Source organism: Arthrobacter sp. NPDC080073, from assembly GCF_040686575.1.
Taxonomy (GTDB): Bacteria; Actinomycetota; Actinomycetes; order Actinomycetales; family Micrococcaceae; genus Arthrobacter.
Window position 1 is genome coordinate 247,882 of record NZ_JBFBKR010000001.1, and the last position, 19,919, is coordinate 267,800.

Consider the following 19,919-nt stretch of genomic DNA (forward strand, 5'->3'; position numbering starts at 1 on the left):
ATCGTTTAAAGGCAAGATGCGGAATGATCTTTCTTTAACTTTTATGGGTGGAAAACGTCATCAAAGTGCATGGAGAGCGGCCGGACGATCATCGGGCACGCGCTTGGCACGCCGCGGGACAGCGTCAGGTTCAGATTCGGGCGGCTTGGTTCACACCGAGGGCGCTGATTCCCTCACGATGAGCTTCCACGGGAATTCCAGGACGCTAGCGGGTTCATCGGGATTCTCTGCCCGGTCGAGCAAAAATGCGGCCAGTCCATCGAAAAAGCCCTCGGGACCGACGGTGGTCAACGACGGCGTCATGCGCTCGCCTTCAGTGGTGTTGCCGATACCGAGGACTTCGATGTCCTCGGGAATGCGCAGTTGCAGCCGTTGGGCCGCGTGGATGGCTGCGATCGCGGCGAAGTCGGTGGTCGCATAGATCGCCGTCGGCCGGTCGGCCCGCTGCAGGAGCCGCAGCGCTGCATCGAAGGCGCTGAGTTCGTCGCGGTCATACGTCTCGACGTAGTCGTCCCGGTAATCCAAACCAGCCTTGGCCAGGCCACGGGTGTAGGCGCCCAACCGGATGTCCATGGTGCTCGTCGAATGCCTTGAGGAGATCAGGCAAGCTACCCGGCGGTGCCGCCCGGTGAGGTGATCCACCGCCTGTTCGCAAGATGAACCCGCCAAGGGCCGCACGACGTCGAATCCCTCAGGTTCCATGGTGTCGCTGAAAACCACCAGGCGCTGCAATCTCGCCGCCTGCGCCAGCAGTTCGGCATCCCCGGGCTCTTCGGCGCCGTCGATGAAGGTCACGTCTGCGTTCTGCCGTCTCAGGGCGACCCGCCAGTCCGTATCGGCCAGGATCATGGGCGTAATGCCGCGTTGGGCAGCAGCCGCACCGACGGCGCGGCTCACATCCAGTGCCCACGGATCCGAGATCATGGTCAGCGACAACATGAGCAGGTTCGTTCGTCCAGTGCGGATCGCCCTGGCCGATTGGTTGGGGCGGTATCCGAGGGCGAGGGCAGCCTCTTGAACCCTCAGCACGGTAGCGGGGGCCACGCCGGACCCGCTCCTGCTGCCGTCTTTGCCGCTCCTGCCTGAGAGCACATAGGACACAGTCGCCGTCGAAACCCCGGCTGCCGCCGCCACGGACTTGATCGTGGGGCGCATTCGTCTCCTTCTTGGCTAAGCCGCCGAACCACGGGCGTGGTTCGGCGGTAGTAGCATCATAGCCAGACGAGCGGGCGCCGGGTCAGGAAGAAACTCCCCCATAGCCCAGCCGCCGTCCGCCATCATTGGGCGCCGCGGGCAGGGTACCACCGATGATGCGTGTGGCCGTGACCGTGGTGCCGCTCTTCGTACCGGAGACTGCGACGGTGTCGCCCGCCTTCAGGTCGGTGGCCTTGATGGTTTGGGGCGACGGCCGCCGGCCTTGCATGCCCGTTCCGGAGGCGGGGAGCTTGACGATGGTGGTAGACGATGTGATCGCGTAACTCTGCGTGAAACCGTCATCGCTCTTCACCGAAATGCTCGAATCGCTGACGGACTGGACGGTGCCCCGCTGCGTCACCAGGGTCGTGTAGCTGCCGTCGTTGTTCTTGACCGTGAACTCACCGTGAATCCCCGGGCCTGCGAGGCCGCGGGGAAATCCCGGGAACGGCCGGCCCTTGCCTGGCGACGGTGTGGCCGGCGAAGTAGCCCCGGGCGACGGAGTCGCCGGCGATGCCGTGCTTGTAGGCGTCGCAGCCTCTACGTACGAGGGGATGACCTGGCCGGCAGCCCAGACTGCAGCCACACCACCGCCGCTCAAAACGACGGCGATACCGCCGGCGATGAGGGCCTTGCGAAGCCCCGGAGTCATCGTGGACATGGCCGAATCCTTCCTCCGCTCCTCCCCGAGCCGGTAAGGGGCGGGCAGCAAAGAACTGATGACTCCATCATGATCCTAGAAGCTGTGTAGCGGCTGTGGATCCAGACACAACCAGTCCCCACCGCCTCCCTAACCTCGCTTCGCTCGGCCAGGGAACCCGGGCGGCGTGGGCCCCGGCAGTTGTTGTCGTTATGAGCCGTCATAACGACAACAACTGCGACGGGGTTAGGCGGCGGGGGCTAGCCTTCGACGCCGAGCCTCTCCAGGATCAGCTCCCTGACGCGGCCGGCGTCGGCCTGCCCGCGGGTGGCCTTCATGACTCCGCCGACGATCGCACCGATGGCCTGAAGCTTGCCGCCGCGGATCTTCTCCGCGACGTCGGGCTGGGCCGCAAGTGCGGCGTCGATCGCTTCCAGCAGGGGGCCGTCGTCGGACACAACCGCGAGGCCGCGCTTCTCGACGATCTCCGCCGGGGTGCCCTCGCCGGCGAGGACGCCGTCGAGCACCTGGGAAGCCATCTTGTTGTTGATCTTGCCGCCCTCGACGAGCTTGTTGAGCTCCACGATGGTTTCCGGTGTGACGCCGAGTTCGGAGGGATCGACGTCGGCCGTCTTGGCGCGTCCGACGATCTCGCCCATCCACCATTTGCGGGCCACGGAGGCGCTGGCACCGGCGGCGATGGTTTCCTCGATGGAGTCCATGACGCCGGCGTTCACGACGTCGCGGAACTCGAGGTCCGAATAGCCCCAGTCGGCCTGGAGCCGCTTGCGGCGGGCCGCGGGCGGCTCGGGCAGCGTGGCGCGCAGTTCCTCGACCCATTCACGGGACGCGAGGATCGGAACGAGGTCCGGCTCCGGGAAGTAGCGGTAGTCGTCGGCGTCGGACTTTGCCCGGCCCGACGTCGTCGTGCGCGTGTCCTCGTGCCAGTGGCGCGTTTCCTGGACGACCGGCTCGCCGGAGTCCAAAACGGCGGCGTGGCGCTGGATTTCGTAACGGACGGCGTGCTCGACGGCGCGCAGCGAGTTCACGTTCTTCGTCTCGGAACGGATGCCGAAACGTTCGCGGCCGTGCGGGCGCAGGGAGACGTTCGCATCGCAACGGACGTTGCCGCGTTCCATCTTGGCGTCGGAAACGCCGAGGTTCTTGACGATTTCGCGCACTGCGGCAACGTAGGCCTTGGCGAGCTCGGGTGCCCGGCTGCCTGCGCCCTCGATCGGTTTGGTGACGATTTCCACGAGCGGAACACCGGAGCGGTTGTAGTCCACCAGGGAGTAGTCGGCGCCCTGGATGCGTCCCGTGGCGCCACCCATGTGGGTGAGCTTTCCGGCGTCCTCTTCCATGTGTGCGCGTTCGATCTCGACGCGGAATACCGTGCCGTCCGAGAGTTCGATGTCCAGGTAGCCGTCATACGCGATGGGCTCGTCGTACTGGGACGTCTGGAAGTTCTTCGGGGTGTCCGGGTAGAAGTAGTTCTTCCGGGCGAAGCGGCACGACTCGGCGATCTTGCAGTTCAGGGCAAGGCCGATCTTGATGGAGGATTCCACTGCCGTCTTGTTCACCACGGGCAGGACGCCGGGCATGCCGAGGTCAACCTCGTTGACGTTGGTGTTCGGCTCGTCGCCGAAGACGTTCGGGGCGGAGGAGAACATCTTGGTCTTGGTGTTGAGCTCCACGTGGACCTCGAAGCCAAGGACGGGATCGTACTTTTCCATGGCCTCTTCGAAGCTGAGGATGGCGTCGGTAGACATCAGTTGGAACCTCCGGCGATGGTGGAGCTGGAACCGAGAACAGGCGCACGGTCCAGCAAGGGGCCGCCCCACTTCTCTTCGAGCAAGGATTCAAGGACAGCGCCCACACGGTACAGTCGCGCGTCCTCGCGGGCAGGCGCCAGCAGCTGGATGCCGACGGGCAGGCCGTCTTCGTCGGCCAGGCCGCCCGGCAGGGACAAGCCCGGGATACCGGCCATGTTCGCCGGGATGGTGGCGACGTCGTTGAGGTACATAGCCAGCGGATCGTCGAGCTTCTCCCCCAGCTTGAAGGCGGTGGTGGGAGCCGTCGGCGAAATCAGGACATCGGCCTGCGTGAACGCGGCGTCGAAGTCACGCTGGATGAGCGTGCGGACCTTCTGCGCGGAACCGTAGTAAGCGTCGTAGTAGCCTGCGCTCAGGGCGTAGGTGCCCAGGATGATGCGGCGCTTGACCTCATCGCCGAAACCGGCGGCGCGGGTAGCGGCCATGACGCGTTCGATTGTCATGGGGCCGTCCTCGGGCAGAACCCGCAGACCGTAGCGCACGCCGTCGAACTTGGCCAGGTTGCTCGAAACCTCGGACGGCATGATCAGGTAGTAGGCGCCCAGCGCGTACTTGAAGTTGGGGCAGGAAACCTCGACGATTTCCGCGCCGGCCTCCTTGAGCAGGTCAAGGGATTCGTTAAAACGATTCTCGACGCCGGCCTGGTAGCCCTCGCCGTGGAGTTCCTTGATGATGCCGATCTTCATGCCCGTGACGTTGCCCGTCTTGGCTGCTGCAACGAGGGTGTCGAAGGGGTCGGTCAGCGAGGTGGAGTCGAAGGGGTCGTGGCCGCCGATGACTTCCTGCAGCAAGGCCGAGTCCAGCACGGTCCGCGAAACGGGGCCGATCTGGTCAAGCGAAGACGCCATGGCAATGGCGCCATAGCGCGAGACCGCACCGTAGGTGGGCTTCATGCCGACAGTTCCGGTGACGGCGCCTGGCTGGCGGATGGACCCGCCGGTGTCCGTGCCGAGGGCCAGCGGGGCTTCGAAAGCTGCGACGGCGGCCGCGGAGCCGCCGCCCGAACCGCCGGGAATTCTGTCCAGGTCCCACGGGTTGCGGGTGGGGCCGTAAGCCGAGTGTTCCGTGGAGGACCCCATGGCGAATTCGTCCAGGTTGGTCTTGCCCAGGATAGGCATCTTCGCTGCGCGCAGCTTCTTGATGACGGTGGCGTCATAGGGACTGCGCCAGCCCTCGAGGATCTTGGAACCGGCCGTGGTGGGCTGGCCAATGGTGACGATGAGGTCCTTGACGGCGATGGGTACGCCGGCGAGTTCGTGCAGCGCTTCAGCTTCGGCACCGCCTGCGGCGCGGATCGCGTCCACCTCGGCGGCGACGGCGAGCGCTTCTTCAGCGTTGACGTGCAGGAATGCGTTGACTTGCCCATCGACATCAGCAATGCGGTCCAGGTAAGCCTGGGTGACCTCGACTGACGTGACCTCGCGCGCGGCCAGCTTGGCGGCCAGCTGTGCTGCGGACAGGCGGATGAGTTCGGAGTTGTTCAATTCAGTCATTCGCTTAGTCCTCATCCAGGATTGCCGGAACCTTGAAGCGGCCCTCGAAGGAATCCGGAGCCCCGGACAACGCCTGCTCGGCCGTGAAGGTGTGGCCCACGACGTCCTCACGGAACACGTTGCTCAACGGAATCGGGTGGGACGTAGCCGGGACATCGTCCCCGGCGGCTTCACTGACGGACTTCACCGAGTCCACGATGACGGCAAGCTCGCCGGCCATCCTGTCCAGCTCTTCGGCACTCATTTCAATGTGAGCCAGACGCGCAAGATGCGCGACGTCGTCACGGTTGATCGCAGCCATGGATCTCCCCTGCAAAGTTCAAATGGTTTTCCGGACTAGTCTACGTTGGTTGGACGACGAACAACGCGGGGTCACTTACGGTCCATCCGGAGGTCCGGAATGGGCTGTAAGTGACCCCGCGTTGCTTGGTGCGGGTGATCGCTTTGCTACCCGATGCCGATGGCTCCCGTCAGCATGCCTACTGCGAGCATGACGACGGAGATGACCGCCGTGCGCCACAGGACCTTCTTGTGGTGGTCTCCCAGTTCCACCTTGGCCAGGGAGACGAGGAGCAGGATCGCGGGGACCAGGGGGCTCTGGAGGTGGAAGGGCTGGCCGGTGATGGAGGCGCGGGCCATTTCCGCGCCGCTGATGCCGTAGTGCGCGGCGGTTTCGCTCAGGACCGGCAGGACACCGAAGTAGAAGGCGTCGTTGCTCATGAAGAACGTCATCGGGATGCTGAGCAGGCCGGTGATGACGGCCATGAACGGACCCATTTCGGCGGGGATGATGTGGACCAGCCACGCGGACATTTCCTTGACCATGCCGGTGCCGTTGAGGACACCTGTGAGGACAGCCGCGGCCATGACCATGCTGACCACGGCCACGATGGACGGTGCGTGGGCCACCAGCTGCGCGCCTTGTTCCTTGACCTTAGGGAAGTTCACCAAGAGGGCAATCGCGGAACCCACCATGAACACGTAGGGCAGCGGCACAAGGTTGGCCACGAGCATTACCATGACGGCGACGGTCAGGCCGAGGTTGAACCAGAAGAGCTTCGGGCGCAGGGTCTTGCGGTTGGGATCGAGCGCGGTGGCGGTCAAGCCTGTGTCGGCGAGCTCCACGAGGGTTTCGGTGCTTTCCAGGAGCCCGACGCCGGGGCCTCCGCCGGTGCCGGCACCGCTGCGGCGCGTGCCGCCGTCGAACACGTCACCGGCGTCGGCGACGTCGCCCCAGATCTCGGGGGCCGTGGCACGGAGGCGGTTGCGTTCCTGCAGGCCCAGGAGCCAGGAGAACACGAACACGACGACGAGGCCCGCAATGAGGGACGGCACCATCGGAACGAACACGTCGTTGACGTCGACCTTAAGGGCCGTGGCGGCGCGGGCTGTGGGGCCACCCCACGGCAGGATGTTCATGGTGCCGTTGGCCAGGCCGGCAACGCAGGTCAGGACGACGGGGCTCATCTTCAAGCGGAGGTAGACGGGCAGCATCGCCGCGGTGGTGAGGATGAAGGTGGTGGAGCCGTCGCCGTCGAGCGAGACAGCGGCAGCGAGGATGGCCGTGCCCAGGACCACCTTGGCGGGGTCGTTGCCCAGCTTGCGGAGGATGAACTTCACCAGTGGGTCAAACAGGCCGACGTCGATCATCAGTCCGAAATACACGATCGCGAACATCAGGAGGGCGGCCGTGGACGTCATGGACTTCATCGAGTCCATGACCATGCTTCCGATGCCGAGGCCGGCGCCGGCAAACAAACCGAAGATGGTGGGAACGATGATCAGCGCCAGAACGGGCGTCAACTTCTTTGTCATGATCAGGACCATGAACACCGCAATCATTGCGAATCCAAGCAATACCAGCACAGCCGGCTCCTTACTACAGTGAACGGCATCACGTCGGTGTGATGCGCGATACAGAACGTATAGTGGCGACGCTCACGGCGGGGCGTTTGTGGGATTTGATGGACATACTGCTGATTGAGAGCATTTTGCTCATTCTGCTCAATGCTTCAATGGAGAGGTAGAAGTACAGCGCCGCTGCTGCCCCGCTCCAGCCGGCCGTTCCCCATCGGAAGGAGGCAGGATGCCCAGGCTTGCCCTGCGGTTCTCGACGCAGACCCTGCTCCTCCAGCTCGGCGTCGTCCTCCTGGTAGTGCTGCTCAGCGGTACCGTCCATGCGTGGCTCGTCTATGGGCGGATCGGCACAGAGGCTGAGAACCAGGCGCTGACTTTGGCTCGAACGGTGGCCTCGGATCCGGTGATCCGTTCCCAGGTCGAAGCCATCAGCAAAGAATCGGGAACCCCGCCCGCTGCCGTTCTCGCGGCCGGGCCCATCCAAGCCGCCGCCGAGGCTGCCCGGAGCCGCACCGGTGCCTTGTTCGTGGTGGTCACGGACGAGACCGGCCTGCGGCTGGCGCACCCGGACCGGGCCCGGCTCGGCGAACGGGTCAGCACCGACCCCTCGGATGCTCTCTCCGGGAAGGAAGTCACCACCCGGAACACCGGAACCTTGGGGCCGTCCGCGGGTGCAAAGGTTCCGGTGTACGCGCCCGGTTCCGCCGCGACGACGCCCGGTTCCGCAGCGACGCCCGGTTCCGCAGCGACGCCCGGTTCCGCCGCGACGGTGGTGGGCGAAATCAGCGTCGGCTACTCCATGGAGTCTCTGGGCCAAAGCCTTGCCGAGGACATCGTCCCGATTGCGCTGACCGCCGCGGGCTCCCTGATTGCAGGCGTCTTGGCGTCGTTCCTCCTACGTCGTCGATTGCAACGCCTGACCCTGGGCCTCGAACCCGAAGAAATCAGCACTTTGGTCCATGACCAGGTTGCCGTGCTCCAAGGCGTGGACGACGGCGTGATCGGCATTTCCGCCGACGGGCGCATCACAGTATTCAATGCCGCCGCCCGACGACTGCTGGGCATGCCGGAAGAATCGGGACATCCCTCCCCCGCCACGGCCGGCACCGAGTGGGCAGGCTCGGATTGGACCGGCACCGACTGGGCCAACGCCGCCGTCCCGGCGCAGCTGAAAGCCCTGACTCAACCTTCCGCGCACGACGCCGAAGCCGTGGAAATCGTGGCGGGCGGCCGGGTCTTGGTTGCCAATGCCCGCAAAGCGCTGCACCGCAAGGAAGATCTCGGCTGGGTGGTCATGCTCAGGGACCGGACCGAGCTGCAGCAGCTGACACGCCAGCTCGACGCCGTGGGCACCATGTCCGCCGCGCTCCGGGCCCAGCGCCACGAATTCGCGAACCAGCTCCATACGATCGCCGGCTTCATGAGCATCGGCCAACATGGCCAGGCCAAGGACTATCTCGCCAGGATCTCCGCCACCGGGCCGCTGAAGTTTCCCGTGCAGCAAGCCGAGCTCCTCCAAGATCCTTATCTGCAGGCGTTCGTCGGCGCGAAGAGCGTTGAGGCACACGAGCGAGGGGTGGCGTTGCGGATCGGCCCGGAGACGCTGGTGCGGGAGCACGTCACCGAGCCGCAGGACGTCACCACAGTGCTCGGCAACCTGATCGACAACGCCGTCAACGCTGCCGTCGCCGGCTCTTCGACGCAACGCTGGGTGGAGCTCGAGCTGCTCGACGAGCCGGGGCCCGACGGCGGCACGCTGCACATCGTCGTCGCGGACTCCGGTGACGGCCTAGGCGAGGTCGAGTCCGAAAGGGTTTTCGTGGAAGGATTCACGACGGCGGAGGCCGCCGACGGCGGGAACGCCAAGGCCGGCGGCCAGGGACTCGGCCTCGCGCTGGTCCGGCAACTCGCCCGCCGTCGCGGTGGCGACGTGCGCGTCCTGGAACCGGGCTCGCCGGGCGGTCCAGGGGCAGTCTTCATGGCCACGATGCCGAAGGTGACCGGCACACCGGAGGGGGCCCCGCGAGCTGAACCCACCGCAGCAACCGAACGCTCCGCAACCGAACCCACGGAAGGACACGAGTGAGCAAAGACTTCAGGGTGTTGATTGTCGATGACGATTTCCACGTCGCCAAGCTCCATGCCGCCTACGTGGACTCCGTGGCCGGCTTCCTTGCCTTGGCGCCGGTGGGATCCACGGCGCAGGCGCTGCAGTCCGTGCACAGCCTTCGGCCGGACCTCGTGTTGCTGGACGTTTATCTGCCGGACGGCTCGGGCCTGGATCTCCTGGGCCAACTCGATGTCGATGCCATGATGCTGACTGCAGCGTCCGACGCCGTGTCCATCAGGACAGCCGTGCGCCGCGGAGCTTTGGCGTATCTGCTGAAGCCGTTCACAGCTGAATCCCTGTCGCAGCAACTGCGTTCCTATGCCAGATACCGGCGGATCCTCGGCCGGCAGCATGCCGTGGACCAGGACACGATCGAACGGGCCAAGCGGGCGCTCGTCGCCGGTGACGTGGCGCCGTCGGGAAAGCCCCGTTCGGCGACCGAAGCGTCAGTGCTGGAGTCCCTGGCACCGGGGGAACAATACTCGGCCACGGAAGTGGCGGAACGGGTGGGCGTCTCGCGCGCCACGGCGCAACGGTACCTGTCCTCGCTGGCCGACGACGGCGCCGTCGAGATCCAACTTCGTTACGGCACCACGGGCCGCCCGGAACACCGCTACGGCGTTCCCGCGCGAACTGGCAGCAAATGACCCTTCCCGCCGTTTCTGAGGGCATCTGCTGCCAGCTCGCGCCCAACCCTTGATCGTTCTTAGGCGCTCTTCTGGGCTACCAGTTCGATTTCGACCAGCATTTCCGGGTCGAGAAACGGCAGGACGTGGACCAGGGAAAGGGTGGGACGGATCTCGCCGAAGACTTCGCCGTGCGCACGGCCGGCGTCTTCCCACTTGCTGATGTCGGTCAGGTAGAGCTTGGACTGCACGACGTCCTCGTAAGAGAACCCGGCGTCAGCCAGGACCGCTTCGAGCTTTTCGAGGATGTACTTGGTCTGCGAGTAGAAGTCATTGCCCACAATGCCATCGGGGCCACTGGCCGCCGTGGCCGAAATGAAGAGCGTGTTGTCCACCTGGACTGCCCGGGAGTATCCAAGGGTCTGTTCCCAGACCGAACCCGTGCCGAATGTCTTGCGCATGCCGCGCCTTTCTCAGTTTCCGCACCCGGCCCGATGACCGGGGTTTACGAGGAAACTTTATGGCTGGCGGACATCCTGCCGGTAAACGAACAGCTTTATGTCGGTCCCGGGTACGAACCAGTCGCGTTCGGGCTCCCTCTCGAATCCGGTCTTGGCGTAGAGGGCATTGGCGCTTTCCCACGTGGCGCCTGTGGTGAGCGAAACGGCGTTGATGCCATCCATGGAGCGGGCTTGGTCGACTACAGCCTGAACGAGGGCTCGTCCCGCGCCGGAGCGCTGAACCTCCGGATCAACCACCAAGGTGCGCATTTCGAGTTCGTCCGGAAGGCCTATGTCCGAAAAGTCGCCTCCGGCCTTGGCTGACGTGACGGAGCCGATGACCCGGCCATCGCGCTCGGCGACGAAAACGTCGGCGTACCGGGCGCGGCCGGCCACATCGCGCAGCTTCTCCAGGTACGGGTGGTCCGGGCTGCCGTAGTAGCCAGCGGTCACGTAAGACGCCATCGTGATACGGGCTACGGCGTCGTAGTCTTCGGGCAGGGCGGGACGGACAGTAATCTGCGAATGCACTGATCCATGGTAGTCGCGTCCACGGAGGCCGAGGCGCCAAAGCGCCGTTTCCGTGACCGAACTATCACCCCCAACGCCGGCTCACATACACACCAAGCGAGCATCGGCGGCGCCTGAAACATTGCTTTGCGTGGCGCCAGATTGAGTCGGGTTGCGGACGGTGAAGCCTGGTTTCCTGCTGTTGCGGGAAGGTTTCGCGATGCTGGCGCAGGGCGGGTGCCGCGTGGTTGATTGGCGGCCAGGACCCAACGAAAGGAACCCCCATGAGCCCGCAGCAACGCACACTCCACCTCAACGCCTTCCTCATGAGCACCGGCCACCACGAAGCTTCGTGGCGGCTGCCGGAAAGCAACCCGCGCGCCAACACCGACATCCGGCACTACCAAAACCTCGCACAAATCGCCGAGCGCGGCACGTTCGACTCGATCTTCTTCGCCGACTCCCCCGTGATCTTCGGCGACGTCGGACGCCGCCCCGCGGGAAAGCTGGAACCGACGGTGCTGCTCACCGCGATTGCGGCTGCGACCGAAAAGATTGGCCTCATCGCCACGGCGTCCACCACGTACAACGATCCCTTCAACCTGGCCAGACGCTTCGCCTCGGTGGACTTCGTCAGTGGTGGGAGGGCCGGCTGGAACGTGGTGACCACAGCCGGACCGGAAGCTGCACGCAACTTCGGCATAGACGATCAGCCCGCCCATGCCACCCGCTACGAACGGGCAGCCGAGTTCCTGGAGGTGGCCGCCAAGCTCTGGGACAGCTGGGAGGACGACGCCGTGCTCGCGGACAAGGAGGGCGGCGTCTGGGCAGACTCCGCCAAGGTCCGGCCCATCAATCACGTTGGCAAGCATTTCCGGGTCCAAGGGCCGCTCAATGTGCCGCGCTCACCCCAGGGCCATCCCCTGATTGTCCAGGCGGGCTCCTCCGAGAACGGCAAGGGCCTGGCGGCGAGGTATGCGGAGGCCGTGTTCACCGCCCAGCAAACCCTGGAAGATGCACAGGCGTTCTACGCTGATCTCAAGGCTCGGAGCGCTGCACTCGGCCGGGCAGCTGAGAGCCTCAAGATCCTGCCGGGAATTGTCCCCGTGATCGCCTCCACCCAAGCCGAAGCGCTTTACCTGGAACGCGAATTGGACGAGCTCATCCGGCCCGAATACGCCAGGGCCGAGCTTGCCAGGACCCTCCGGGTGGATCCTGAGGACCTGCCGCTGGACCGGCAGCTTCCCGCGGATCTCCCGGACGAGGACTCGATCGAAGGAGCGAAGAGCCGATATACCCTCATTGTGGAGCTGGCCCGCCGCGAGAAACTCACGGTACGGCAACTGATCGGCAGGCTGGGAGGCGGCCGCGGACACCTGACCTTCGCCGGAACGCCGGAGCAAGTCGCCGATGCGATCCAGCTATGGTTCGAAAACGGCGCGGCCGACGGTTTCAACATCATGCCGGCCGTTCTACCGTCAGGTCTCGAGACCTTTGTTGACCAGGTGGTGCCGGTGCTGCGCCAGCGCGGGCTGTTCCGCAGTGAGTACAGCGGTAACACGCCGCGCGGACACTACGGCTTGGAACGCCCCGCGAACCGCTTCTCAGCGGCGGGGCCGCTCGCCAATGCCGGCGCCTGACGGGACGGACCCCCGTCGCCCAAAAAGCCAACACAAGTGAGCGGGCGTCCGCCGGAAACACCACATAAGTGAGCGGGCGTCCGCCAGGGGGCTAGAGCGGGAACTTGCCCGAGAGCTCGAGGGTTCCCGCGCAGGTCCACGCTTCCAGACGGTCCGCATCTGTGGGGCCGCCGTCCAGCGGGCTTCTCAGCCGTGGGCGCCGGACCCAGCATCCGGCTTCCTCGGCGATCAGGGCGCCTGCCGCGTAGTCGTGTTCGTTGAGCCCGCGCTCTCCGAAGGCGTCGTAGGTTCCGTCGGCCACGAGGCACAGGTCCAACGCTGCGGAGCCCAACCGGCGGAGGTCGGCAAAGCCTTCCATGAGGTTCCCGAGCCCAGCGAACTGCTCGGCCCTCGTGGCGGGATCGTAGCTGAACCCGGAGGCAACGATCAGCCCGGTGCGGCCCAAAAGCGGTCCGCTCAGCTGGGTGCGCTGCCCGTTTTCTTCAAGCCACGCTCCGTGGCCGCGTGCCGCTGAGTAGATGCGTCCCAGCGCGGGGGCGTTGACGACGCCGGCCAGCCAGACGCCGTCGGCATCCGCAACGGCCACGGACGTGGCGTAGTAGACGATATTACGGATGAAGTTGGTGGTGCCGTCCAGCGGATCGATGGACCATCGATAGCCACTGGGCTGCTCGGGCCGGGTGGTGCCGTGTTCTTCGCCCGTGATGGTGTCGTGCGGGCGGGCTGCCGTGATGGCGCCCCGCACAGCGTTCTCCGCCGCGACGTCGAAGGCCGTCACCCAGTCGCCGGCGTCGCCCTTGTTCACGACGCCGAGGTTCCCCGCCGAGTCGGGGCCGGCAGGCCTGGCTGCGAGCACCTCCGCTCCTGCCGCCGCCGCCGTGCGGGCGACGGCGAGAAGCTCCAAGACATCGGCCGTCATTCGGCGGCGTCCGTGTCCGATGAGGCTTCCATTTCCGCCATGGCAACAGCGGCGTCTTCATCATCCGGAGCGATGCCGCCGGCTGGTTCCAGGACGCCGTCGAGCAATGCCTTGAAGCCGTCCTCGTCCAGCACCCGGATGCCGAGCTGCTCAGCCTTGTCCAGCTTGGAGCCTGCGTTCTCTCCGGCTACGACGTAACTGGTGTTCTTGGAAACCGAGCCGGCTGCCTTGCCGCCCCGGATGATGATGGCTTCCTTGGCTTCGTCGCGGCTAAGCGTTGGCAAGGAACCCGTCACCACGATGGTGAGGCCTTCCAGGTTCCGCTCGACGCCGGCGTCGCGTTCGTCAACCATGCGCACCCCGGCGGCGGCCCAGCTATCAACGATTTCCTGGTGCCAGTCGACGGCAAACCATTCCTTCAGTGCCGCCGCGATGGTCGGTCCCACCCCGTCAACGTTGGCCAGTTCCTCCTCCGAGGCGGCCCGGATGGCGTCCATGCTCCCCAGGGCCGTAGCCAGCGCCCTGGAAGCAGTGGGGCCGACGTGCCGGATGGACAGGGCGACAAGGACGCGCCAGAGGGGTTGCGTCTTGGCTTTCTCGAGTTCCTTGAACAGTTTCTCCGTGGTGGCCGTGGGTTTTGAAGGAGTCTTGGCCGTGGCCTTGGAATAGAAGTAGGGCACCAGTTCGAACGTTCCCGTCCCCACGCCTTTGGAGCGCTTCTCACGGCGGATGCGGACGTCGGCGAGATCTTCCGGCTTGAGGCTGAACAACGCCGCCTCGCTGCGCAGTGGCGGAATTTCCGGTTCGGCGGGCTGGGTGAGGGCGATGGCTGCTTCCCACCCTAAAGCTTCAATGTCGAAGGCTCCCCTGCTCGCGACGTGGAAGACACGCTCGCGCAGTTGGGACGGGCACGACTTCGCGTTGGGACAGCGGATATCTACGTCGCCTTCCTTCGCCGGAGCCAGCGGCGTGTGGCAGGACGGGCATTCCGTGGGCATCACGAACTCACGCACGGGAGGATCCTGTTGATCACGCAGCGCCAATACCGGCCCAACGATCTCGGGAATGACATCGCCGGCCTTCCGCAGCACCACGATGTCCCCGATCATGACGCCTTTGGCTTTGACCACATCCTGGTTGTGCAGGGTGGCCATCTCCACGGTGGATCCGGCCACCTTGACCGGTTCCATCACGCCGTACGGGGTGACGCGGCCGGTGCGGCCAACGTTGACCTGGATGTCCAGCAGTTTGGTGTGGACTTCTTCCGGCGGGTACTTGTAGGCAACGGCCCAACGAGGAACCCGCGAGGTGTAGCCGAGGGCGCGCTGTGTGGCGAAGTCGTCGATTTTGACCACGATGCCGTCGATCTCGTGCAGGAGGTCGTGCCGGTGCTCACCGAAGTGCTTGATGAAGTCCAGGACCTCCTCGAAGGAATGCAGGACCTTCAGGTACGGGCTGACCGGCAAGCCCCATTCTTCCAGGAGCTTGTACGTTTCGGACTGGCTGGTGGCATCCAGGCCTTCGCGCGCCCCGATGCCGTGGACGAACATCCGCAATGGACGTTTGGCCGTTTCCGCCGGGTCCTTCTGGCGCAGGGAACCGGCCGCGGCGTTGCGGGGGTTGGCCAACGGCGCCTTGCCGGCCTCGATCAGCGCTTCGTTGAATTCGGCGAAAGCCTTGGACGGAATAAAGACTTCGCCCCTGATTTCCACCTCGGACGGATATCCGCTGCCGCTGAGCTGGCGCGGGATCTCCTTGATGGTGAGCACGTTGTGGGTGATGTCCTCGCCCGTGGTGCCGTCTCCGCGCGTGGCGGCACGGACCAGCTTGCCGTCGCGATAGAGCAGGTTCACCGCCAGGCCGTCGATCTTAAGCTCCGTCAGCCACGCAATGCGGGAAGCCGCTGTGCCCAGTCTTTCGACCGAAGCCTCGGCCTTGCGGACCCACGCTTCCAACTCGTCCAGCGTGAAGACATCCTCCAGGCTGTACATCCTCTGAAGGTGCTCGACGGCGGCGAAAGCGGCCGACACCTCTCCGCCCACTTCCTGCGTGGGCGAATCGTTGGACACGAGCTCCGGATGCAGGGCCTCGAGCTCCTCAAGGCGGCGGTAGAGGGAATCGAACTCGGCGTCCGAAACCGTCGGCGCATCCTCCTGGTAGTACGCGTAGCGGTACTTGCGGACGAGGTCTGCGAGGTTTTCGTACTCTTCCCGTACGGCTTCCGTTGGAACTGCGGTTTCGCTCTCTGCTGTGCTCACGTACCTATCTTGCCGCAAAGCCGCGACAAAATAGGGCCCCGGACGGGAAGAAGAGACGAGCAGGAATCAGTGCGTAAAGTGGTGGCGGCTCCACAAAGCGAAGGCAATGCCGCCGGCCGCGACCAAAAGCACGCCGCCCATGATGGCGATCACGGCGAACATATCCGAACCCGGCCCTTTGGCATCGCTCACCGAGGCAGCCTGGGTGGCCTTGAGCCCGTCTTGGATGGGGGTATTCCAATTGGACGACGCCGACGGCGAGGCGCTGCTCGTCGTCGGGCTGTCCGACGGGGTCGCCTGGCTGGAGGCCACCGGAGCCTCCGACGGCGCCACGCCGGGTTCCGGTTCCACCGTCACCTGAGTCACGGGGCCCTGGGCGGGCGCGGCCGGCGCGGCTGGCGCGGCGGGCGCGGGTGCCACCGGGGCGGGTTGAACCGGCACGACGACCGGCGGCTTGGAGGGAGCGGGTTCCACGACTTTCGGCTGTGTCGGCGTGGGCTCGGTTGGTGCCGGGGCCGGGGCCGGGGCCGGGGCCGGCGAGGTGGGCGAAACTTGTCCCTGGCCGGGAGCCATGACGGTCTCGGCGTGGGCCGAAAGCAACGGGAAAGCGCACATCACCACAGCCATGGCAATGCCCGCGAGGGCAACGGAGAACGGGCGTCGCACAGCGGCACGGTTCGCGCCGCCAGAGCGCGCGGAGGAGCGTTGGGTCATGTTTACCTCTGCAGGACGGCACGGGCCGCCCGGAGTTGGGGTGGTATTGACCGGAATCTTCCTACATAGTCCGGGCGTGTCGCAAATCCCCCCCTCCAAAAGCGCCATCGGCAGGAGCGTGCGCCGGCCCATTCGCCGTCGTACTACCCGATACTGGCATCCACCACGATCGCGGTGACGTTGTCCCGCCCGCCGCTCAGCAACGCCTCCTGGATGAGGGCGTCCACCGCGTCCTGGGGCTTTTCCACCGTGCTCAGGATCCGGAACATGTGCTCGTCGCTCAGCTCCCCCGTGAGTCCGTCCGAGCAGATCAGCATCCGGTCCCCATCCTGGATGGGCAGCAACCAGAAGTCCGGCTCGTTTGCGCCGCCGGTTCCAAGCGCGCGGGTCACCACATGGCGGCGCGGATGCACCATGGCCTCGTCACGCGTGATGCTTCCGGCCTCCACGAGTTCCTGGACTTCCGAATGGTCCACGGTGATCTGCCTGAAATCGCCCCCGCTCAAGCAATACGTCCGCGAATCGCCGATGTTCATGACCAGCCAATACGGGACGCCCATGTGCTCAGCGACGACGACGCCGGTGAGTGTGGTTCCGGCGCGGCCACCTGTGGCATTCCGGATCTGGAAGTCGGCCGCGAAGATGCACTCTTGCATGGCAACAGCGGTTGCCGAGCGGACTCCCGACGCCAGTTGCGGCAGGCTGCCGAGAGTACGCACGCACAAGGCGCTGGCAATCTCGCCTGCCTCATGCCCGCCCATGCCGTCGGCCACTGCGAAGACCGGATCCTCCGCAATGAACGAATCTTCGTTGAGTTCCCGGCTGAGTCCGCGGTCCGTCCCGTAGCCATAGCTCAACGTGAATCCCGGCTCAGGGGCGGTCGATGCGGAGGGTGAACTCATCAATCGAGAACCAGTCCTTTGCCAAGGCCGCGGGCAAGCCGGACAGGAAGGATTTCCCCGAAGCCACGAACGTTCTCGGCGGCCTGCGGAACCAGGACGAAGCGATCGTCCTGGCCGAGCGCTGCCGCCGTCATCTCGTCCACGAGGACCGTGCCGGGTTCAGCCAAGGCCGTGAGTCGGGCCGCAAGGTTGACGGTGGGGCCGTAGATATCGCCGAGACGGGAAAGGATGCGCCCCCAGACCATGGCCACGCGGGCTTCCGGCAGGATTTCGTCTTCCGTAAAGGCCTGGGCGAGTGCCAGGGAGATCTCAGCGCCGGCTGCCGGCGTCTCGGCGATGTAGAGGACTTCGTCGCCGACGGTCTTGACGAGGCGTCCACCGCCGATGGAGATGATCTCCGCGCATTTGTTCTCGAAGCGCTGGACCAGCTGGGCCAGAGTCTTCTCGTTCATGCGGCGTGACAGGCTCGTGTAGGAGACAAGGTCGGCAAAGCCCACGGCTCGTGCCAAGGGCAACGGGGCATCGTCTTCGTCGCCTTCGCGGCCGGCCTCGCTGGCCTGCAAGCCCGCTTCGGCACGGACGGCCAGGCGCTGCACGCCGGCGTTCATCTGGCGGCGCCACGAGTACAGCAGGATCTCTTCCATGGCATCCACGAGGTTGGGCAGTTCGTTGACCAACTGTTTGCGGGCAACCGCGTCGGGAATGCCTTGCTGCACCACCATGTCTTCAATGAGTGCCTCGACTTGCCACACCACCATGCGGTCGGTCATCTGCCCGATGGCGCGCGTCACGGAAATGGCAGCTTCCTCGGTGAGCTTTCCTGCGCGGACAAGGTCAAGGATGGTGGAAAGCGCGGCGAGGTCGCGCTCTGTGAATGCCACGTCCTGGTCGCCGAAGTTGGGGAAACCCAGCGCTCGCCATAATTTGCGGGCCGACAGCAGCGAGACGCCTGCGCCCGCCGCCACTTCGCGTCGCCGGAGTTTGCGTTCGCCGCCCAGCAGCCTTGTTTCCAAAGCCTTGATGGCAAGCCGTTCTGCCGACAGGGCACCGGTCGGCGGGGACACGACGGGGAGGACCCCCGTTGGCGCCTGGTCCACGGAAGGTTCGGGGTCCACGGAAGGTTCGGGCACGGCGTCGGGCTCGTGGTCCATGTACTCGGGCTCCTGCTCGTCAACGCTCATCTCTTCCACCTTCTCTCATATCCCAGGGCAACGCGGCACCAGGGTAGTCACCTGGTCCGGCAAAACTGTCAAAATCGCCGGTCTCCGGCACGTCGCCGGGGCCGAACCTGACATTCGTCGGAACCTCGGCCATGGCATCCAAGATGAAACTTCGAAACCTGCCGACCTCCGGGACGTCGGCGAGGACGGCCGCGCCGGGGTGCCCGGTATCCAAGGATATATTCCCGGAGCGCAATATCCGTTGGAGGAGCGATTGTTCGATCCCCACGCTGCGCACCGCAGCCAGCGGAACCTGCCAGTCGCCCCGGCGAAGCATTCCGAAACGGGCAACTATCCGGCCGCTTGTCAGGATGTACCGTATGCCTCGCCAGCGGATGAATCGCGGCAGGCTGTAGCCGAGCAGCACAATCGCCACTATCGCCAGGCACGCGGCCACCAACCATTGGGTCCAGTCGCTCGTGATGACCGGAAGCAACTTGCCCGGCCCGCCCTTGACTATCCATGCACAGGCGAACGCGGCCGCAGCGGGGACCAGGATGAATGCCAGAACGGGACCAAAGAGCATCCTGGGCTGCCGCCGCGTGATCACGATGACTTGCTCCCCACGCAGGAGCTCTTTACGCATAACCGCTTTCGGTAGCCCTCAGGTGGACGACGTCGCCGGCGGTCACGACGTGCTCGCGGCCGCCATGGTCCACCACCAAGAGGGAACCATATTCATCCAACCTGGACGCGTGCCCTACCAATTCGTGGTCGCCGGGCAGATGGGCCTTCACTTCGCGTCCCAAGGTGACCATGGCGGCTTCCACCCGCTTGTGCAGGGATGGGCCCCCGGCCAATCCCGCTGCAGGGTCGCCGTCGGCATTGCAGAAACTGCGGTAGAGCGCCGCGAAGCGGGACAAATAGTTCTGCAGAAGCAGAGTGCGGTCCGTGGTGGTGGCACCTTCAAGCAGGAGGGAGGTCGCAGTGGGGACAGGCAGTTCATCCTCGGCGAGCGTCACGTTGAGGCCGGTGCCCAGGATCACTGCAGGAACCGATCCGTCACTCACCTGTCCCAACTGCCCCATCTGGGCCAGGATGCCGGCAATCTTCCGGCCTCGGACGAGGACATCGTTGGGCCACTTGATCTCGGCAGGAAGGCCGGCAGTTTCCAAGAGGGTCTCGCGCAAGGCCAGCGCGCCGAGGAGGGACAGCCAGGAGTAGCTCTGGGTCGGGACCGGCAGGCCTTGGGAATTGACGGGACGCAGGACGATCGAAACGGAAATCGCCGAACGCGCGGGAGATTCCCACTGACGGTCGAGCCGGCCCCGACCCGCCGTCTGGTGCTCGGCGGTGAGGACTGCGAGGTCGGACCATTCCTTGGGCTCGGTGGTGACGGCGCGCAGCAGATCAGCGTTCGTGGAGCCGGTGGTCTCCACGATCTTCAATTGTGAAATACCGGCGGCCGCCAGGAAGTCGGGATGAAGCAGGGCATCACGGTCCAGGCCCGAGCGCGGGGCACGCGGTTCGCTGCTGGCAGGCTGTTCGACATCCATAAACAGAA

The 19,919-nt window shown here is 65.3% G+C and carries 18 protein-coding genes; 3 read left to right on the forward strand and 15 right to left on the reverse strand.

Going from position 1 to position 19,919, the window contains the following annotated elements:
- Window positions 1–150: 150 nt before the first annotated feature.
- The 6 genes from AB0O52_RS01230 to AB0O52_RS01255 all read right to left on the reverse strand — a co-directional run bounded on the left by AB0O52_RS01230 (window position 151) and on the right by AB0O52_RS01255 (window position 7,025).
- Window positions 151–1,155 carry a LacI family DNA-binding transcriptional regulator gene (locus AB0O52_RS01230; protein ID WP_364532177.1) on the reverse strand — a complete coding sequence of 335 codons (1,005 nt, stop codon included), beginning with the start codon at window positions 1,153–1,155 and terminating at the stop codon, window positions 151–153.
- 82 nt (window positions 1,156–1,237) lie between these two features.
- Entirely contained in the window at window positions 1,238–1,855 is a 618-nt protein-coding gene (locus AB0O52_RS01235; RefSeq protein WP_364532180.1) for a hypothetical protein, read from the reverse strand.
- A gap of 239 nt (window positions 1,856–2,094) precedes the next feature.
- Window positions 2,095–3,603 carry an Asp-tRNA(Asn)/Glu-tRNA(Gln) amidotransferase subunit GatB gene (gene gatB / locus AB0O52_RS01240; protein ID WP_364532183.1) on the reverse strand — a complete coding sequence of 503 codons (1,509 nt, stop codon included), beginning with the start codon at window positions 3,601–3,603 and terminating at the stop codon, window positions 2,095–2,097.
- The gene (gatA, locus tag AB0O52_RS01245) at window positions 3,603–5,159 is read right to left on the reverse strand and encodes an Asp-tRNA(Asn)/Glu-tRNA(Gln) amidotransferase subunit GatA (protein WP_364532186.1); all 1,557 of its coding nucleotides are present in this window, start codon (window positions 5,157–5,159) and stop codon (window positions 3,603–3,605) included. The genes gatB and gatA overlap by 1 nt, the downstream gene beginning before the upstream one ends.
- 4 nt (window positions 5,160–5,163) lie before the next feature.
- Window positions 5,164–5,460, reverse strand: a complete 297-nt coding sequence (gene gatC / locus AB0O52_RS01250) for an Asp-tRNA(Asn)/Glu-tRNA(Gln) amidotransferase subunit GatC (protein ID WP_078105822.1) — start codon at window positions 5,458–5,460, stop codon at window positions 5,164–5,166.
- 146 nt (window positions 5,461–5,606) lie between these two features.
- The gene (locus AB0O52_RS01255; RefSeq protein WP_364532190.1) at window positions 5,607–7,025 is read right to left on the reverse strand and encodes a CitMHS family transporter; all 1,419 of its coding nucleotides are present in this window, start codon (window positions 7,023–7,025) and stop codon (window positions 5,607–5,609) included.
- A gap of 220 nt (window positions 7,026–7,245) precedes the next feature.
- On the opposite strand from AB0O52_RS01255, the gene AB0O52_RS01260 reads away from it, so the two are divergent.
- Together AB0O52_RS01260 and AB0O52_RS01265 are read left to right on the forward strand one after the other, a co-directional pair.
- Entirely contained in the window at window positions 7,246–9,102 is a 1,857-nt protein-coding gene (locus tag AB0O52_RS01260) for a sensor histidine kinase (protein ID WP_364532193.1), read from the forward strand.
- Window positions 9,099–9,773: a response regulator gene (locus AB0O52_RS01265; RefSeq protein WP_364532196.1), complete on the forward strand. Its 675-nt coding sequence runs from the start codon at window positions 9,099–9,101 to the stop codon at window positions 9,771–9,773. The genes AB0O52_RS01260 and AB0O52_RS01265 overlap by 4 nt, the downstream gene beginning before the upstream one ends.
- 59 nt (window positions 9,774–9,832) lie before the next feature.
- On the opposite strand, the gene AB0O52_RS01270 is transcribed toward AB0O52_RS01265, so the two are convergent.
- Together AB0O52_RS01270 and AB0O52_RS01275 are read right to left on the reverse strand one after the other, a co-directional pair.
- A complete protein-coding gene (locus AB0O52_RS01270) occupies window positions 9,833–10,213 on the reverse strand; it encodes a RidA family protein (protein WP_364532199.1) in 381 nt (126 codons plus the stop codon).
- A 57-nt stretch (window positions 10,214–10,270) separates the two neighbouring features.
- Complete coding sequence (locus AB0O52_RS01275; protein WP_364532202.1) at window positions 10,271–10,783, reverse strand: GNAT family N-acetyltransferase; 513 nt, start codon at window positions 10,781–10,783, stop codon at window positions 10,271–10,273.
- Between the two features lie 263 nt (window positions 10,784–11,046).
- Between AB0O52_RS01275 and AB0O52_RS01280 the strand changes: the two genes are divergently transcribed.
- Complete coding sequence (locus AB0O52_RS01280) at window positions 11,047–12,402, forward strand: LLM class flavin-dependent oxidoreductase (protein WP_364532205.1); 1,356 nt, start codon at window positions 11,047–11,049, stop codon at window positions 12,400–12,402.
- A 91-nt stretch (window positions 12,403–12,493) separates the two neighbouring features.
- Here the strand turns inward: AB0O52_RS01280 and AB0O52_RS01285 are convergent, their stop codons facing one another.
- The 7 genes from AB0O52_RS01285 to AB0O52_RS01315 all read right to left on the reverse strand — a co-directional run bounded on the left by AB0O52_RS01285 (window position 12,494) and on the right by AB0O52_RS01315 (window position 19,911).
- A complete protein-coding gene (locus tag AB0O52_RS01285) occupies window positions 12,494–13,321 on the reverse strand; it encodes an inositol monophosphatase family protein (protein ID WP_364532208.1) in 828 nt (275 codons plus the stop codon).
- A complete protein-coding gene (ligA, locus tag AB0O52_RS01290; protein ID WP_364532211.1) occupies window positions 13,318–15,597 on the reverse strand; it encodes an NAD-dependent DNA ligase LigA in 2,280 nt (759 codons plus the stop codon). Before ligA ends, AB0O52_RS01285 begins: the two co-directional genes overlap by 4 nt.
- A gap of 48 nt (window positions 15,598–15,645) precedes the next feature.
- On the reverse strand, window positions 15,646–16,293 hold the full coding sequence (locus tag AB0O52_RS01295) for a hypothetical protein (RefSeq protein ID WP_364532214.1): 648 nt from the start codon (window positions 16,291–16,293) through the stop codon (window positions 15,646–15,648).
- 143 nt (window positions 16,294–16,436) lie between these two features.
- Window positions 16,437–17,195 (reverse strand): protein phosphatase 2C domain-containing protein, encoded by a 759-nt coding sequence (locus tag AB0O52_RS01300; protein WP_364532217.1) that lies wholly within the window; start codon window positions 17,193–17,195, stop codon window positions 16,437–16,439.
- Window positions 17,195–18,376: an adenylate/guanylate cyclase domain-containing protein gene (locus AB0O52_RS01305; RefSeq protein WP_364532219.1), complete on the reverse strand. Its 1,182-nt coding sequence runs from the start codon at window positions 18,374–18,376 to the stop codon at window positions 17,195–17,197. The genes AB0O52_RS01300 and AB0O52_RS01305 overlap by 1 nt, the downstream gene beginning before the upstream one ends.
- On the reverse strand, window positions 18,366–19,001 hold the full coding sequence (locus AB0O52_RS01310; RefSeq protein WP_364532222.1) for a PH domain-containing protein: 636 nt from the start codon (window positions 18,999–19,001) through the stop codon (window positions 18,366–18,368). Before AB0O52_RS01310 ends, AB0O52_RS01305 begins: the two co-directional genes overlap by 11 nt.
- Entirely contained in the window at window positions 18,994–19,911 is a 918-nt protein-coding gene (locus AB0O52_RS01315; RefSeq protein ID WP_364532225.1) for a biotin--[acetyl-CoA-carboxylase] ligase, read from the reverse strand. Before AB0O52_RS01315 ends, AB0O52_RS01310 begins: the two co-directional genes overlap by 8 nt.
- Window positions 19,912–19,919: the final 8 nt, after the last annotated feature.

What these genes read in the sequence shown, in the direction of transcription:
- AB0O52_RS01230 (WP_364532177.1), bottom strand. Translation starts at nt 1,155, where the DNA reads ATGCGCCCCACGATCAAGTCCGTGGCGGCGGCAGCCGGGGTTTCGACG.
- AB0O52_RS01235 (WP_364532180.1), bottom strand. Translation starts at nt 1,855, where the DNA reads ATGTCCACGATGACTCCGGGGCTTCGCAAGGCCCTCATCGCCGGCGGT.
- gatB (WP_364532183.1), bottom strand. Translation starts at nt 3,603, where the DNA reads ATGTCTACCGACGCCATCCTCAGCTTCGAAGAGGCCATGGAAAAGTAC.
- gatA (WP_364532186.1), bottom strand. Translation starts at nt 5,159, where the DNA reads ATGACTGAATTGAACAACTCCGAACTCATCCGCCTGTCCGCAGCACAG.
- gatC (WP_078105822.1), bottom strand. Translation starts at nt 5,460, where the DNA reads ATGGCTGCGATCAACCGTGACGACGTCGCGCATCTTGCGCGTCTGGCT.
- AB0O52_RS01260 (WP_364532193.1), top strand. Translation starts at nt 7,246, where the DNA reads ATGCCCAGGCTTGCCCTGCGGTTCTCGACGCAGACCCTGCTCCTCCAG.
- AB0O52_RS01270 (WP_364532199.1), bottom strand. Translation starts at nt 10,213, where the DNA reads ATGCGCAAGACATTCGGCACGGGTTCGGTCTGGGAACAGACCCTTGGA.
- AB0O52_RS01280 (WP_364532205.1), top strand. Translation starts at nt 11,047, where the DNA reads ATGAGCCCGCAGCAACGCACACTCCACCTCAACGCCTTCCTCATGAGC.
- AB0O52_RS01285 (WP_364532208.1), bottom strand. Translation starts at nt 13,321, where the DNA reads ATGACGGCCGATGTCTTGGAGCTTCTCGCCGTCGCCCGCACGGCGGCG.
- AB0O52_RS01295 (WP_364532214.1), bottom strand. Translation starts at nt 16,293, where the DNA reads ATGACCCAACGCTCCTCCGCGCGCTCTGGCGGCGCGAACCGTGCCGCT.
- AB0O52_RS01300 (WP_364532217.1), bottom strand. Translation starts at nt 17,195, where the DNA reads ATGAGTTCACCCTCCGCATCGACCGCCCCTGAGCCGGGATTCACGTTG.
- AB0O52_RS01305 (WP_364532219.1), bottom strand. Translation starts at nt 18,376, where the DNA reads ATGAGCGTTGACGAGCAGGAGCCCGAGTACATGGACCACGAGCCCGAC.
- AB0O52_RS01310 (WP_364532222.1), bottom strand. Translation starts at nt 19,001, where the DNA reads ATGCGTAAAGAGCTCCTGCGTGGGGAGCAAGTCATCGTGATCACGCGG.
- AB0O52_RS01315 (WP_364532225.1), bottom strand. Translation starts at nt 19,911, where the DNA reads ATGGATGTCGAACAGCCTGCCAGCAGCGAACCGCGTGCCCCGCGCTCG.